The organism is Paracoccus aerius (assembly GCF_014656455.1).
Taxonomy (GTDB): domain Bacteria; phylum Pseudomonadota; class Alphaproteobacteria; order Rhodobacterales; family Rhodobacteraceae; genus Paracoccus; species Paracoccus aerius.
In genome coordinates this window covers 208,836-222,773 of the sequence record NZ_BNCL01000002.1, presented here as the reverse complement: position 1 = coordinate 222,773, position 13,938 = coordinate 208,836, and the positions used below count along the sequence as shown (strand labels likewise).

Here is a 13,938-nt window from a genome sequence, read left to right as displayed (position 1 = left end):
GGATTCCCGATCCACATTCTGACCAGCCGTGCGGATCTGCCGCGCGGGATTGCGGTGCCATCATGTCCGAAGAACGCTTGAACCTGTCCGAACTCAAGGCCAAGAGCCCGGCCGAACTTCTCTCCTTGGCCGAAGAGTGGGAGATCGAGAACGCCTCGACCATGCGCAAGGGCGAGATGATGTTCTCGATCCTCAAGGAACATGCCGAGGAAGGGTTCGACATCGGCGGCGATGGAGTGCTCGAGGTGGTCCAGGATGGCTTCGGCTTCCTGCGGTCGACGGCCGCGAACTATCTGCCCGGTCCCGACGACATCTATGTCAGCCCCGACATGATCCGCCAGCACAGCCTGCGCACCGGCGACACGGTCGAAGGCGTGATCCGCGCCCCTGGCGAGAACGAGCGTTACTTCGCCCTCACCAAGGTCGAGCGCATCAATTTCGAGGATCCCGAGAAGGCCCGCCACAAGGTGGCCTTCGACAACCTGACGCCGCTTTATCCCAATGAGCGGCTGAAGATGGAGATCGAGGATCCGACACTGAAGGATCGCTCGGCCCGGATCATCGACCTGGTTGCGCCGATCGGCAAGGGGCAGCGGTCGCTGATCGTGGCGCCCCCGCGGACCGGCAAGACGGTGCTGTTGCAGAACATCGCCCATTCGATCGAGCGCAACCATCCGGAATGTTACCTGATCGTGCTGCTGATCGACGAACGCCCCGAGGAGGTGACCGATATGCAGCGTTCGGTCAAGGGCGAGGTCGTGTCGTCGACCTTCGACGAACCGGCCAGCCGGCATGTCGCCGTGTCCGAGATGGTGATCGAGAAGGCCAAGCGCCTGGTTGAACATAAACGAGATGTTGTGATTCTACTGGATTCTATCACAAGACTTGGTAGGGCGTTCAACACCGTCGTGCCGAGTTCTGGCAAGGTTCTGACCGGTGGCGTCGATGCGAATGCGCTGCAGCGGCCGAAGCGGTTCTTCGGCGCGGCGCGGAACATCGAAGAAGGCGGCTCGCTGACCATCATTGCGACTGCGCTGATCGATACCGGCTCGCGGATGGACGAGGTGATCTTCGAAGAGTTCAAGGGCACTGGCAACAGCGAGATCGTGCTGGACCGCAAGGTCGCCGACAAGCGGGTCTTCCCGGCCATGGATATCCTGAAGTCCGGCACCCGGAAGGAAGAATTGCTAGTCGACTCCAAGGACTTGCAGAAGACGTATCTGCTGCGGCGGATCCTGAACCCGATGGGCACGACCGATGCGATCGAGTTCCTGATCTCGAAACTGAAGCAGACCAAGTCAAACTCGGAATTCTTCGACTCGATGAACGCCTGACGGGGCAACCATGGATCTGATCTACGCAGAAGCCACTCCGCCAGGGCGGGGTGGCGTTTCAGTCATTCGCCTAAGCGGCGATGGCGCCCGCGCGGCTGTCGAGAAACTGGTTGGTCCCTTGCCTTGTCCGCGGCAGGCCTATCTTCGCGACATCCAGATGGATGGAGAAACCCTGGATCAGGCCTTGGTCATCTGGTTCAAGGCCGGCCACAGCTTCACCGGCGAGGAAGTCGCAGAAATTCAATCGCATGGCGCGCCGGTGATCGTTCGACGTCTTGGACAAGTTCTGTCGCAAGGCGGAGCACGCCTGGCAGAAGCAGGAGAGTTCACGCGCCGGGCTTTCATCAATGGCAGGATGGACCTTTCCGAAATCGAGGGTCTTGGCGATCTTCTGGTGGCGGAAACCGAATCTCAACGCCGCATGGCCGTTCGTGTCAGCAGCGGCGAATTGACCCGAAAAGCCGATACGTGGCGGACGCTTCTGGTGCGGGCGGGGGCTTTGGTCGAAAGCAGTGTGGATTTCGCAGATGAGGACGTCCCCGATGAGGTGCCGGCTGAAGTCTTTACGCTTCTGGCCCAGTTTCGACGTGAACTGGACGATCAGATTGCCGGCTATTCTGCAGCCGAAAGGATAAGGAACGGCTTCGAAGTTGCCATCATCGGCCCGCCTAATGCCGGAAAATCGAGCCTGATCAACAGGATTGCAAGGCGTGACGTAGCTTTGGTGTCGGATGTTGCCGGCACCACGCGGGACATCATCGAAGTCAGGCTGGACCTAAAGGGCTTGGCAGTCACACTGATGGATACGGCCGGTCTGCGGGATGTTGAGGACACCGTGGAACGGCTAGGAATTGACCGTGCGCGTTCCCGGGCAGAAGCGGCAGATCTGCGGATACATCTGTCGCCGATGGGGGAGCGGGACAATGCACTGTGGGTAGATGGTGACCTGGTGGTGACCAGCAAGGCTGACCTTGGTGATGCTGCGTCGGACCTGTCAGTGTCCGCCTTGACAGGCGAAGGCCTGGACCGACTCCTTGATACCATGTTCGACGTTCTTTCTGAACGAACGGCAGGGGCAGCCTTGGTCAGTCATGAACGACAGCTGAAGGCTTTGCTTGACGCTCGGGCCGCGTTGGACGGTGTGGCTGAACTTCCTGCCGAACTGGTTGCAGAGTCGATCAGGCATGCGGCGCTGTCGCTGGATCGTTTGCTTGGCAGAATCGGCGCCGAGGATTATCTGGACGTAATCTTCACTTCCTTCTGCATCGGGAAATAGGTGTTTCACGTGAAACAGCATGATGTCATTGTTATTGGTGCCGGTCACGCGGGTCTGGAAGCAGCCTCTGCCTCGGCTCGGATGGGGGCAAAAACGCTGCTTGTCACGATGCGGCGGGAAGATATCGGGACACTGTCTTGCAATCCCGCTATCGGCGGATTGGGAAAAGGCCATCTCGTCCGAGAGGTCGACGCCTTGGACGGGCTGATGGGCCGCCTTGCTGACCAGGCCGGGATCCAGTTCCGCCTCTTGAACCGCAAGAAGGGTGCGGCGGTCCAAGGTCCCCGCGCACAAATGGACCGCGATCTATATCGTGCGGCTGCCTTTGAAGCTGTTTCCACCCAGCCAAACCTTGAACTGCTTTTTGCGGAAGTTGCCTCCCTTGTTGGGGATGACAACAGGGTCTGCGGCATAGAGCTTGCCGATGGGACGGTTCTGCCCGCTCGGGCGGTCGTCCTGACCACCGGAACCTTCTTGAACGGCGTGATCCATATCGGAGATGTCAGCCGTCCGGCGGGTCGGTGGGGGGACCAGGCTTCAAACCGGCTGGCGGATTCTCTGCTGAGGTATGCGCTGCCGCTCGGTCGACTGAAGACAGGCACACCGCCGCGTCTAGATGGGCGAACGATCAACTGGGATGTTCTTGAACATCAGCCTGGTGATCAGGAACCGGTGATGTTCTCGTATCTGAGCCGGCTGCCGTTGGCCCCCCAGATTTCGTGCGGCATCACCCACACGAACTCGACCACCCATGAAATCATCGCCCGGAACTTGTCGCGGTCCGCGATGTATGGCGGGCATATTTCGGGGAAGGGGCCACGATATTGTCCATCAATTGAAGACAAGATCGTCCGTTTCGCTGACAAGGACTCGCACCAAATCTTCCTAGAGCCGGAAGGTTTGACTAGCCATACAGTTTACCCCAACGGTATCTCCACATCGCTGCCTGCGGATGTTCAGGTTGAATATGTGCGGTCTATCTTGGGTCTGGAAGCTGCCGATATTCTTCAGCCAGGCTATGCTGTTGAATACGACTATGTAGACCCCCGTGCACTCACCTCCGCCCTAAGATTGAAGGCGGTCGAGGGGTTGTATCTCGCGGGCCAGATCAACGGGACGACAGGTTACGAAGAAGCTGCAGCGCAAGGCTTGGTTGCTGGTTTGAACGCGGCATCGGCCGCTGCCGATCGGGAGCCTGTCGTCTTCAGCCGGACGAACAGCTACATCGGCGTGATGATTGATGATCTGACAACAAGGGGCGTGACAGAACCATACAGGATGTTCACCTCTCGCGCCGAATTTCGCCTGACTCTTCGTGCCGATAACGCCGATCAGCGACTGACGCCGACGGGCCTTGAGCTTGGTTGTATTGGAGAGGAGAGGAGAGTGGCCTTCCTCAACAGGCAAGAACAATACGAGGCGGCGCGGCAAAAACTCGAGGCTGCAACTTTCACGCCGACTGCCTTAGCCAAGGCAGGCATTACCGTCCGTCTGGATGGACAAAGCAGGTCAATCTTTCAGTTGCTGTCGCAAACAGAGGTCGACCAAGACCAACTGGTCGATCTGTATCCAGGGTTGTCGGACATTGACACGACGACGTTGCAGCAGATCCGAAATGACGCGCTGTATCATCAGTATGCGGACCGTCAGGCTCGGGACGCGGAAGCGCTTCGGAACGATGAAGTTGTCAGCCTACCGTCCGAGTTTGACTATGGCTCGCTGGTGGGCCTGTCGTCAGAGTTGCGAAGTAAGCTCGTTCAGCTTCGGCCTGAAACCCTGGCTGCGGCCGCACGGATTGAAGGAATGACCCCTGCAGCACTGACACTGATTCTCGCGGCAACGCGGTCCAAAGGCAAACGCCGAGCATGATTGTTTCACGTGAAACAACAGAACGCCTCGGCATCTACCAAAGCCTGATCAAGTTGTGGAACCCGAAAATCAATCTCGTTGCGCCGTCGACTGTCGCGAATATAGGACAACGGCACATCGAAGACTGCCTCCAGGTTGCAAGATTACAAGGTCCTGAACAAGGATCCTGGGCAGACATTGGAAGTGGCGGCGGATTGCCAGGCATTGTCGTCGCCATTGCCCATGCCGAACGTCCCATCTCATTCATCCTGGTCGAGAGTGACCAACGCAAAGCAGCATTTCTGCGGACAGTGATCCGGGAAACGGGTCTGAACCGGGTCAAGGTCCTCAACAAGCGGATCGAGGCCGTGCCAGCGTTGAACGCAGACTGCATCAGCACGCGTGCTCTTGCCCCACTTCCCAGACTTATGTCATATCTGGAGTTGCACCTTACGGCTTCGGGGAAGGCGTTTCTGATGAAGGGACGCCAGTGGACATCCGAAGTCGAGGAGGCAAGGAAAACTTGGAATTTTGACTATGTTGCCCATCCGAGCCGGACTGAGCCGGGTGCTGCAATCCTGGAAGTAAGCGGGGTCCGACATGGCGCGTAGCATCATCGCCATCGCCAATCAGAAGGGCGGTGTTGGCAAGACGACGACCGCCATCAATCTTGGTGCGGCACTTGCCCTTGACGGCCATAACACGCTGCTGATCGATCTGGACCCGCAGGGGAATGCATCGACGGGGTTGGGCGTGGAAGTCGGTCAGCGGCACAAGACCGTCTACGATCTGCTTGCCGGACCCGAGTCGCTCAAGGAATGCCTTGTCGAGACTGACATTCCCAACCTGTCGCTTGTCCCTGCTACCTCGGACCTGTCGTCGGCCGATGTTGACCTTGCTCAGACGAAAGAGCGGACGCGGCTTCTGCGGCGAAAGCTGGAGGAGGGTGAGGATGACAGCATCGTCCTGATCGACTGTCCGCCAGCCCTGGGCCTTTTGACGGTCAATGCCATGGTCGCGGCTGACGCGGTTCTTGTCCCTCTCCAGGCTGAATTCTATGCCCTGGAAGGCCTGTCCCAGCTGCTCTCGACCGTCAAGAAGGTCAGGCAAAGTGGCAACCCTGACCTGCGGGTCAATGGCGTCCTGCTGACCATGTCCGACTACCGCAACAACCTGTCCCAACAGGTCGAGGCTGACGCAAGGGCGACGCTTGGAGAGCTTGTTTTCACCACCGTCATCCCACGAAACGTGCGGGTGTCCGAGGCACCATCCTTTGCACAACCGGTCCTGCTTTACGATCCCACATCAAAGGGAAGCGGCGCTTATCGCCAATTTGCTGCCGAGTTCGCAGCGCGTCTGAAACTGGTCAAGGAGGAAGCCTGATGTCCGAAAGCAAGCTTGCAAAGCGCGGCCTTGGACGCGGGCTGTCCGCCCTGATGGCCGACCTGGACCTTGACGGTGCTGTCGAGGCCAAGCCGATCCGTGAACGCCTGATGGTCCCCATCGAACAGATCACTGCAAATCCCGATCAGCCGCGTCGTCATTTTGAACCTGCGGCCTTGCAGGAATTGGCAGATTCCCTGCGACAGCGGGGCGTCCTGCAGCCGCTGATCGTGCGCAAGCATCCCAAGGACGACAGCCTCTACCAGATCGTCGCCGGTGAGAGACGCTGGCGTGCAGCCCAGATGGCGCAGCTGCACGAGTTGCCCGTGATCATCCGCGACCTTTCCGATACCGAGGTTCTGGAAGTCGCGATCATCGAAAACATTCAGCGCGCCGATTTGAACGCCATCGAAGAGGCCGCGTCGTTTCGGCAGCTGATGGACCGTTTCGGCCATACCCAGGAAAAGCTGGCCGAGGCGCTGAACAAGAGTCGCAGCCACATCGCCAACCTGCTGCGCCTTTTGACGCTGCCGGACCAGATCCAGGATTATGTGAAGGACGGGAAGCTGACGGCAGGCCATGCCCGCGCGTTGATTACTGCCGATAATCCTGCCGCCCTTGCGCGCCGCGTGATCGACAGCGGACTTTCCGTGCGGGAAACCGAAGATTTGGTGCGCCGAAAGACAGAGGCTACCAAGGATAGCCAAAAAAATCGCGCGGTGCGGGACGGGAATAAGGACGCGGATACACGCGCCCTGGAGGCCGATCTTTCTGCACAGCTCAAGATGCAGGTCACCATCGACCACGGCAAGAACGGTGGCGGGACCATCAGCATTGCCTATAAGAACCTCGAGCAGTTGGACAGGCTCTGCCAGGCTCTTGCAAGGTAACACCGCGTGGCTTGGATTTCACTCTAGATCCGAAAGCAGGTCGACGTCCTTCAGGACATGGCGCGAGACCCGGATTTTGCACAGGTCGGCCCGGGTCTGCAGCAAGGACGCAGCACCGCGATCCCCCGTCAAGCCAGTGACCTCGGGGAACATGGTGACCGGGATGCTGGCAGGGGGCATGATCCGGCTTCCGTCAAAGGCCGCCGCCGGCGCAGGTGCGGATGCGATGCGAAGCAGCAGAGCCGCGTCCAGATGCGGCATGTCGCCCAGCACCACCAAGGCGCGGTCGTCGGTGATCATGTCCAGGCCGGCGCGAAGGGACTGGGACTGCGGGCCCGGATAAACGCGGACGATGCGGAACTCGGGCAACAAGGCCTCGACCGCGGGATCGGCGACAACGGCAACAGCCTGCAGACCTGCTTGCAGGATCGCGTCGGCCGGATGCCGGACCAACGGCTTTCCTTGGTATATCGCCTGCAATTTGCACGTCGGGCCGAACCGACGGGATGACCCTGCGGCCAGCAAAAGTGCCGTCGTCACGGCACCTGGTCCAGAATCTCGGCCATAACCGAAACCGCCAGAACCTTGGGATCGCGCGCCGAGCGGATCAGTCCGATTGGCCCGTGCAGGCGATCGAGCCCGTCCGTGACCCCAAGCTGGCCCAACCGCGCCAGGCGAACGTCCCTTGCGCGCAGGGATCCCTGCGCACCGATATAGAATGCCGGCGAATCCAGGGCTTTCGCCAAGATGGGTGGTTCCCAGTCGTGATCGTGGAAGAACAGCACCACGGCGCTCCGCCCATCGATCTGAAGGTCGGTGGGCAGCGCCGGCCAGTGCAATTGGCGCGTGTCCATCCCGCCCGACCTTGCTTTCGCCAGTGTGGTGGGATCAGGCGAAAGAAGCAGATGGGGATAGCCCGCCGCGCGAACAAGACCCGCGAAGACGGTCGCTTCCTCACCCTGGCCGAAGACCAGGAAGCGGGGCGGAGGCAGGACGGCAATCCGGAAGCCCTTGCCATCCGGTCCTGTCGGTCCGGGTTCGCATGGTTCCAGCCGTTGGGCGGCCGTGATGCGCAAGGCACTGTCCAGGCGCGACGCCCGACTTGTCAGGACATCCGCAAGCAAGCGGGGGCAGGGGCGAGGGATCAGGGTGATCTCCAATCCTCCGCCGCAGGGCAGGCGTAGGTCGAACCATGGCGAGCCTTCTCCATAGCGGACCTGCCGGGGGCCTTCCTGCAGACAGTGTGCTGCATGAGAGGCCAGATCCTTTTCGATGCATCCCGAACTGAGCGACCCAACCTGGCGGTCGCCGCAAAAGGCCATCATCGCTCCCAACGGCCGATAGGACGGACCCGTGATGCCAGTTATGATGGCCAGAACGGCATCCGGACAGGCCAGGGCGGCAGCCAGCGGATCATCGTCATCCGGGGCAGGGCAGTCGGATACGGGATCTGCCAGCATCAGCCGCCCAGCCCAGCGATGATCTTGTCGGGTGTCGCCGGAAGATCGCGGACACGAACGCCGCAAGCGTTGTGGATCGCGTTGAGGACAGCGGCGCCGGCCCCGCAGATGCCCAATTCTCCCAATCCCTTCGCCTGCAGCGGTCCCACATAGGCGTCGCGTTCCGGCAGGAAATGAACCTCTAGCGCGGGCACGTCCGCATGGGTCGGGACATGGTATTCCGCCAGGTCGCGGCTGACCGCATGACCGTCACGCGGATCATGTTCCATCGCCTCGGTCAGGGCAATGCCGATGCCGAAGCTCATGCCCCCCAGGCATTGCGACCGGGCGGTCTTTTCGTTCAGCACCCGTCCGCAGGCAAAGACACCCATCATGCGGCGGACACGCACTTCCCCGGTCCAGCGGTTCACGGCAACCTCGGCCCAATGGCTGCCCCAGGTGGCCTGACGGTGGGATTTTTCCGTTTTGCCGGGCTGCAGATGGCCATCGGCGGTAACCTGGCCCGTGATCAGTTCGGACAGCGGCCTTGAGACATTGCCTGCGCGCGCAACGCCGTCCTGCAAGGTCAGGTCGGCCTCGTTGCAGCCCATGACGGTGGCGATCTGGCTGCGGATTTCTTCGCAGGCCAGATAAACGGAATTGCCGCTGGACGCAGCGCCGAAGGATCCGCCCGAACCCGATGCAGGCGGGAAGTCCGTATCGCCCAGCCTGACCTCGACCCGTTCCGCCGGAAGGCCCAACATCTCGGCGGCAAGCTGGCCGAGGATGGTATAGGTGCCGGTGCCGATATCGGTCATGTCGGTCTCGACGATGGCATGGCCGTCCTGCAACAGGGTGACGCGGGCACGCGATTCGATCAGCATGTTGACGCGCACCGCTGCAGCCATGCCCATCCCGATCATCCATTCGCCCTCGACCCGCTGGCCTACGGATTTGCGGCCGGACCAGCCGAACAGGCGGGCGCCTTCCTGCAAGGCCTCGGCCAGCATGTGGCTTGAAAAGGGACGCTCGGTGGTGGGTTCTACATCGGGGATGTTGCGCAGGCGCAGTTCGACCGGATCGATTCCCGCAGCCTCGGCCAGTTCATCCATGGCGCATTCGAAGACCGTGACGCCCACGGCCTCGCCCGGGGCGCGGACCGATCCGGCGCATCCGCGATGGATGCGGGCCACGGCATGGACCACCTGGCGCTGCGCCGCCTGATAGGTGAAGGGCGTGGCCTGGGCGACAGGTTCGGTGAACTCGCTGCTGGGCAGGTTCGACACCAGGACGTCATGCCCGATCCCGGTCAGCCGGCCGTCCCCATCAAGGGCAAGCCGGATTCGCTGACGGGTTTCGGACCGGCGATGCGCCAGGTCGAAGACCTGCTGGCGCGTCATGGCGACCATGACCGGCCGTCCCAGCTGCTTGGCGGCAATGGCCGCGGCCACCGCCTCGGCATTGATGCCCAACTTGGATCCGAAGCCGCCGCCGACATAGGGGGCCAGCAGCCGCAGGTTCTTTTCCTTGATCCCCAGGGCATCGGCCATCTGCTTGCGGTTGGACGACAGCATCTGCAGGGCGGCACGGATCGTCACCTGGTCCCCGTCCCATTCCGCGATCGCGGCATGAGGCTCCATCGCCGCCGACATCTGCGAGGGCGTGTGCCAGACCTGATCCAACGTCACGGCTGCATCGCGCATGGCCTTGTCCACGTCGCCCACCGCAGACTGCTTTTTCGGCGGCAGTTCCGGGGCCACCGCGTCCGGCAGGACCGGCACGTCTTCGGACTTGTAGCGGACGGCGATGTTCTGGGCCGCATGGCGCGCGGCCTCGAAGCTTTCCGCCACCACAAGGGCGATGGACTGGCCCATGTATTCGATCCGGTCCGGACCCGAGGTCGGCCCCTTCTCGTCCATGCCTTGTGCGGCATAGCGCACCATCCGCTTGTCCTGGATCACGGCCAGGGCGCCCGGCGCATCGCCGATCTCCAGCACCTTGCCGGCGGGCACGGTCGCCTGGACCAGCACGCCATAGGCCATGTTCCGGGGCCGCGCCTCGGCGGCATAGGTGGCGCGGCCCGTGACCTTCAGCGGTCCTTCCAGGCGGTTCAGGGGCTGGCCCAGCACACCCTGCGCCATGAGGTCCAGCCGGTCGTCGTGGTTCGGGCCATCGACCCGCAGGTGACGTGTCAGGGTCATGCTGTGGCCTCCAGCCCCGTCGCATCGCGCAGCGTCGCCATCAGCGTGCGACGCAGCAGGGGTATCTTGAATGCATGATCGCCGAAGGCCCGGGCGGGCTTCAGCAGGATGTCGGCCGCCTGCGCGAACAAGGCGTCCGATGGTTCCCGGCCCAGCAGCACGGCTTCGGCGTCCCCGTCGCGCCAGGGCTTGGCGGCGACCCCGCCGAAGGCCAGGGCCGCGTGGCTGATCTGGCCCTGCTCCATGCGGATCACGGCCGCGATGGACACAAGCGCGAAGGCATAGGACGCCCGATCCCGGACCTTGCGGTAACGCTGCTCTCCGCCGACGGGGGCGGGCAGGGTGACGCCGGTGATGACCTCGCCCGGTTTCAGGACGGTTTCGACATGCGGCGTCTCACCCGGCAGCAGGTGGAAATCGGCCAGCGGCACCTCGCGGGGCGCGGGGCCGTCGATCTGGACCACGGCATCAAGCGCCAGCAGCGCCACCGCCATGTCGCCCGGATAGGTGGCGATGCACCGGTCCGAGGCGCCAAGGATCGCATGGTGCCGCGTCACGCCGCCTTGCGCCGCGCAGCCTGTTCCGGGATCGCGCTTGTTGCAGGCCATGCGGCGGTCGTAGAAGTAAGGGCAACGGGTGCGCTGCATCAGGTTGCCGCCGGTCGTTGCCATATTGCGCAACTGCCCGCTTGCACCCGCCAGCAAGGCGCGGGACAGGACCGGGTAATCGCGCCGCACCACGGGGTCGGCGGCAAGGTCGCTGTTCCGGACAAGGGCGCCGATGCGCAGGCCGCCCTCGTGCGGCTCGATCCGGTTCAGGTCCAGGCGGGTGATGTCCACCAGGGCGTCGGGGGCCATCACTTCCAGCTTCATCAGGTCCAGCAGGTTGGTGCCGCCCGCGATGATCGTGGCGCCAGCGGGCACATCGGCCACCGAGTTGGCGCGAAGATAGGTGAATTCCCTCATGCCGCGTCCTCGCGCTGGCTGCCGGCCATCGCGGCCTGCTGGATGGCGGCGACGATATGGGTATAGGCGGCGCAGCGGCACAGGTTGCCGCTCATCCGTTCGGCGATCTCGGCGTGGCTTGGGGCAAACGGCCCCTCGAGGTTGTCGGACACGTGGCTGGGCCAGCCCGCCGCAATCTCCTCGAGCATCCCGGTGGCCGAGCAGATCTGGCCGGGTGTGCAATAGCCGCACTGGAACCCATCATGGTCCAGGAACTGCTGCTGCAGGGGGGACAGCCGGTCGGGGGTGCCAAGGCCCTCGATGGTGGTGATTTGCACGTCATCGGCCATGCAGGCCAGGGTCAGGCAGGCGTTGATCCGGCGCCCGTCCATCAGGACTGTGCAGGCGCCGCATTGGCCGTGGTCGCAGCCCTTCTTGGTGCCGGTCAGGCCAAGGTGGTGGCGCAGCGCGTCCAGAAGCGAGGTGCGCGGGTCCAGATCCAGGTCATGGGCGTCGCCGTTCACGTGAAGTCTGATCTGCATGGATCCCCCTGATGCTGGCCTTGATGCTGGCTGGTGGCAGGCCCTCAACCACCGGCGCGCCGGGGCGTTCCATTGCCCCGTCTCTTTCCGCCACGGAACAGAGGCTGCCGGCAGGCGTTCCGACCCCGCAACCCTGCCGCCCGAAACCAACGGAGCCTGCCATGTCCCAGTCCCACACCACCCGCGACCACGACACAATCCGCACCTGGGCCGAGGCCCGCGACGGTCATCCCGCCAAGGTCGATACCGGCGGCAAGGGCGGCATCCTGCGCATCGACTTCGGCGAACCGGAAGAAAACCTCACCCGGATCGACTGGGACGAGTTCTTCCGGATCTTCGACGATAACGGGCTGGAATTCCTATATCAGGACAAGACGGCCGGCGGAGACACCAGCCGCTTCAACAAGTTCGTGTCGGGAAAATAGGCCTCAGCGCGAGGTGATGTCCTGGCCGCCCATCTCCTGGAAGGTGGTCCGGACAAAATCCGCGCCGTCCTGCGCGGCATCCACCGAAACCTTGATCCCACCCTGCAAGGCGGGCTGGGACGGCATGTCGCCCTTGTTGGCATCCCCGCCCGAGACGCGGTTGCCGGCGGTATTCTGGTCACCCTGCGGCTCGGCAAAGATATCGGCGCGGTTCAGGCCGTGCTGCTGGACCAGATGCTCGATGGCGTAATCCGCGGCCTCTCGGGTTTCGAAGACGGCCGAGATGGTCTTGGTGGCGTTATCCGACATGGTTTTCCTCCTTGGGTCGGGATTCTTGGGGGGCCGGCAGCATCGCGCTGACCAGCCAGGCGGCGGCAAGGCCCAAGGCTGCACCCGCCGCGACATCGACGGGATAGTGCCTTGCCCGGGGGACCTGCACGCCGGACATCAGCGCGGCGATCCCGAGCGCTGGCACCGCAAGCGAGGGCATGTCGCGCGCGACGATCGCCGCCACCGCCACCGCGCCGGCCGTATGGCCCGATGGAAAGGACGTTTCGTGCCCGCCTTCGCTTTCGCCCAGTTCGAAGGCATAGTCGCCTTTCCTGACGACTTCCTCGGGACGGGTACGGCGCAGGCGGTTCTTGATCCGCCGCTTGACGACATTGGCCAGCACATGGGCCGCCATCATGCGGGCCCCGGTTTGCATGACCTGCGGGCGCCCGCTGGCCAGACCGGCAGCCATCACCGCGCCGCAGATGACGGCCAGGGGAATCTGGTCGGCCATCTCGCTGGTGGCGCCCAGCATCTTGATGACCGGGTGATGACGATGCCTGGCTGCGGATGCGGCCGCCTCGACATCCATCCGCTCGAGCCCCTCGGTATCGGGGGCGGGATGGTCCTGGTGATCATGATGATGCGACATGGCTTGGTAACGGCGCGCAGGAAGCGCGGTTCCCTGACAGTTTGGGAACGGCCCGAGTGGAACATAAGGGCAGGCCGCCGGTTCACCCCATGCCACCACCGATACGCAGAAGGAGGATCGAGAATGGCGAATGCAAGCAGCAAGAAGTTCGGCGCAGGCCAGCAGGACCAGGGCAAGGGCGACGGAACCGGCGGCATGTCCCCCGACACCATGGACGAACTGTCCGAGAACCAGGTCCTGTCGAACCGGGACAAATCCCGCCATTCCGATCAGCGCGGGCTGGATTCCCGCAACGTCCAGAACGAGCAGCTTCACGATCATGCCGCCAATCGCCAGGACGATGACGACGGCGAAGAAGGGCAGGGCTGATCCATAGGCAAGCATCCCAAGACGGACCACCCGACCGACAAGGATCTGGACCAGGATCCGGGCATCGGCCGGTCCAAGGGCGCCGGCCGGGACGATCCCCAGATCGGGGGCGACAATACCTTCGAAGGCGACGTGCTGAACGATACCAACCCGCAGGGCGGGATTGATCCCGATCAGCGCGGGCGCACCAACCGATAGGAGGCGGACATGGTCGGCAAGAAGACCCATGACCAGCAGCAGCGCATCATCCAGAAAAAGGTGGACACCACCGATGCAGGCCCCGATTTCGATCCCGGGCCCGACCTGAAGGCCTCGGAACAGCGCGAGGCCCGGAAAGACGATTCCGGCCGGGGCGGGGAATAGGC

General features: G+C 62.8%; 16 protein-coding genes. 9 read left to right on the top strand and 7 right to left on the bottom strand.

Annotated features, from left to right (window positions below):
- Window positions 1–62: 62 nt before the first annotated feature.
- The 6 genes from rho to IE224_RS03270 are packed head-to-tail and all read left to right on the top strand — an operon-like array spanning window position 63 to window position 6,731.
- On the top strand, window positions 63–1,334 hold the full coding sequence (rho, locus tag IE224_RS03295; RefSeq protein WP_126153462.1) for a transcription termination factor Rho: 1,272 nt from the start codon (window positions 63–65) through the stop codon (window positions 1,332–1,334).
- A gap of 10 nt (window positions 1,335–1,344) precedes the next feature.
- On the top strand, window positions 1,345–2,610 hold the full coding sequence (gene mnmE, locus IE224_RS03290) for a tRNA uridine-5-carboxymethylaminomethyl(34) synthesis GTPase MnmE (protein WP_191308039.1): 1,266 nt from the start codon (window positions 1,345–1,347) through the stop codon (window positions 2,608–2,610).
- The gene (gene mnmG / locus IE224_RS03285) at window positions 2,611–4,479 is read left to right on the top strand and encodes a tRNA uridine-5-carboxymethylaminomethyl(34) synthesis enzyme MnmG (RefSeq protein WP_191308037.1); all 1,869 of its coding nucleotides are present in this window, start codon (window positions 2,611–2,613) and stop codon (window positions 4,477–4,479) included.
- Window positions 4,476–5,069, top strand: coding sequence for a 16S rRNA (guanine(527)-N(7))-methyltransferase RsmG (rsmG, locus tag IE224_RS03280; protein WP_191308035.1), 594 nt, complete (start codon window positions 4,476–4,478; stop codon window positions 5,067–5,069). Before mnmG ends, rsmG begins: the two co-directional genes overlap by 4 nt.
- A complete protein-coding gene (locus IE224_RS03275; protein WP_167623320.1) occupies window positions 5,059–5,841 on the top strand; it encodes a ParA family protein in 783 nt (260 codons plus the stop codon). The genes rsmG and IE224_RS03275 overlap by 11 nt, the downstream gene beginning before the upstream one ends.
- Window positions 5,841–6,731 (top strand): ParB/RepB/Spo0J family partition protein, encoded by an 891-nt coding sequence (locus tag IE224_RS03270; protein WP_191308033.1) that lies wholly within the window; start codon window positions 5,841–5,843, stop codon window positions 6,729–6,731. Before IE224_RS03275 ends, IE224_RS03270 begins: the two co-directional genes overlap by 1 nt.
- An 18-nt stretch (window positions 6,732–6,749) precedes the next feature.
- On the opposite strand, the gene IE224_RS03265 is transcribed toward IE224_RS03270, so the two are convergent.
- From IE224_RS03265 to IE224_RS03245, 5 genes are read right to left on the bottom strand one after another with little or no spacing between them, the layout of a single operon-like run.
- Window positions 6,750–7,271, bottom strand: coding sequence for a nucleotidyltransferase family protein (locus IE224_RS03265; protein ID WP_191308031.1), 522 nt, complete (start codon window positions 7,269–7,271; stop codon window positions 6,750–6,752).
- Window positions 7,268–8,191, bottom strand: coding sequence for an XdhC family protein (locus tag IE224_RS03260; protein ID WP_191308029.1), 924 nt, complete (start codon window positions 8,189–8,191; stop codon window positions 7,268–7,270). The genes IE224_RS03265 and IE224_RS03260 overlap by 4 nt, the downstream gene beginning before the upstream one ends.
- Window positions 8,191–10,365 carry a xanthine dehydrogenase family protein molybdopterin-binding subunit gene (locus IE224_RS03255; protein WP_191308280.1) on the bottom strand — a complete coding sequence of 725 codons (2,175 nt, stop codon included), beginning with the start codon at window positions 10,363–10,365 and terminating at the stop codon, window positions 8,191–8,193. Before IE224_RS03255 ends, IE224_RS03260 begins: the two co-directional genes overlap by 1 nt.
- Window positions 10,366–10,367: 2 nt before the next feature.
- A complete protein-coding gene (locus IE224_RS03250; protein ID WP_191308027.1) occupies window positions 10,368–11,336 on the bottom strand; it encodes an FAD binding domain-containing protein in 969 nt (322 codons plus the stop codon).
- On the bottom strand, window positions 11,333–11,857 hold the full coding sequence (locus IE224_RS03245; RefSeq protein WP_191308025.1) for a 2Fe-2S iron-sulfur cluster-binding protein: 525 nt from the start codon (window positions 11,855–11,857) through the stop codon (window positions 11,333–11,335). The genes IE224_RS03250 and IE224_RS03245 overlap by 4 nt, the downstream gene beginning before the upstream one ends.
- 161 nt (window positions 11,858–12,018) lie before the next feature.
- Between IE224_RS03245 and IE224_RS03240 the strand changes: the two genes are divergently transcribed.
- Window positions 12,019–12,282 carry a hypothetical protein gene (locus IE224_RS03240; protein WP_167623313.1) on the top strand — a complete coding sequence of 88 codons (264 nt, stop codon included), beginning with the start codon at window positions 12,019–12,021 and terminating at the stop codon, window positions 12,280–12,282.
- Window positions 12,283–12,285: 3 nt separating this feature from the next.
- Here IE224_RS03240 and IE224_RS03235 read toward each other — a convergent pair whose 3' ends face one another.
- Window positions 12,286–12,591, bottom strand: a complete 306-nt coding sequence (locus IE224_RS03235) for a hypothetical protein (RefSeq protein ID WP_191308024.1) — start codon at window positions 12,589–12,591, stop codon at window positions 12,286–12,288.
- The gene (locus IE224_RS03230; RefSeq protein WP_191308022.1) at window positions 12,581–13,204 is read right to left on the bottom strand and encodes a phosphatase PAP2 family protein; all 624 of its coding nucleotides are present in this window, start codon (window positions 13,202–13,204) and stop codon (window positions 12,581–12,583) included. The genes IE224_RS03235 and IE224_RS03230 overlap by 11 nt, the downstream gene beginning before the upstream one ends.
- A gap of 123 nt (window positions 13,205–13,327) precedes the next feature.
- Here IE224_RS03230 and IE224_RS03225 point away from each other — a divergent pair, with 123 nt between their 5' ends.
- Window positions 13,328–13,573: a hypothetical protein gene (locus tag IE224_RS03225; protein WP_167623310.1), complete on the top strand. Its 246-nt coding sequence runs from the start codon at window positions 13,328–13,330 to the stop codon at window positions 13,571–13,573.
- Between the two features lie 207 nt (window positions 13,574–13,780).
- A complete protein-coding gene (locus IE224_RS03220) occupies window positions 13,781–13,936 on the top strand; it encodes a hypothetical protein (protein ID WP_167623308.1) in 156 nt (51 codons plus the stop codon).
- The last annotated feature ends 2 nt before the right edge of the window (window positions 13,937–13,938 follow it).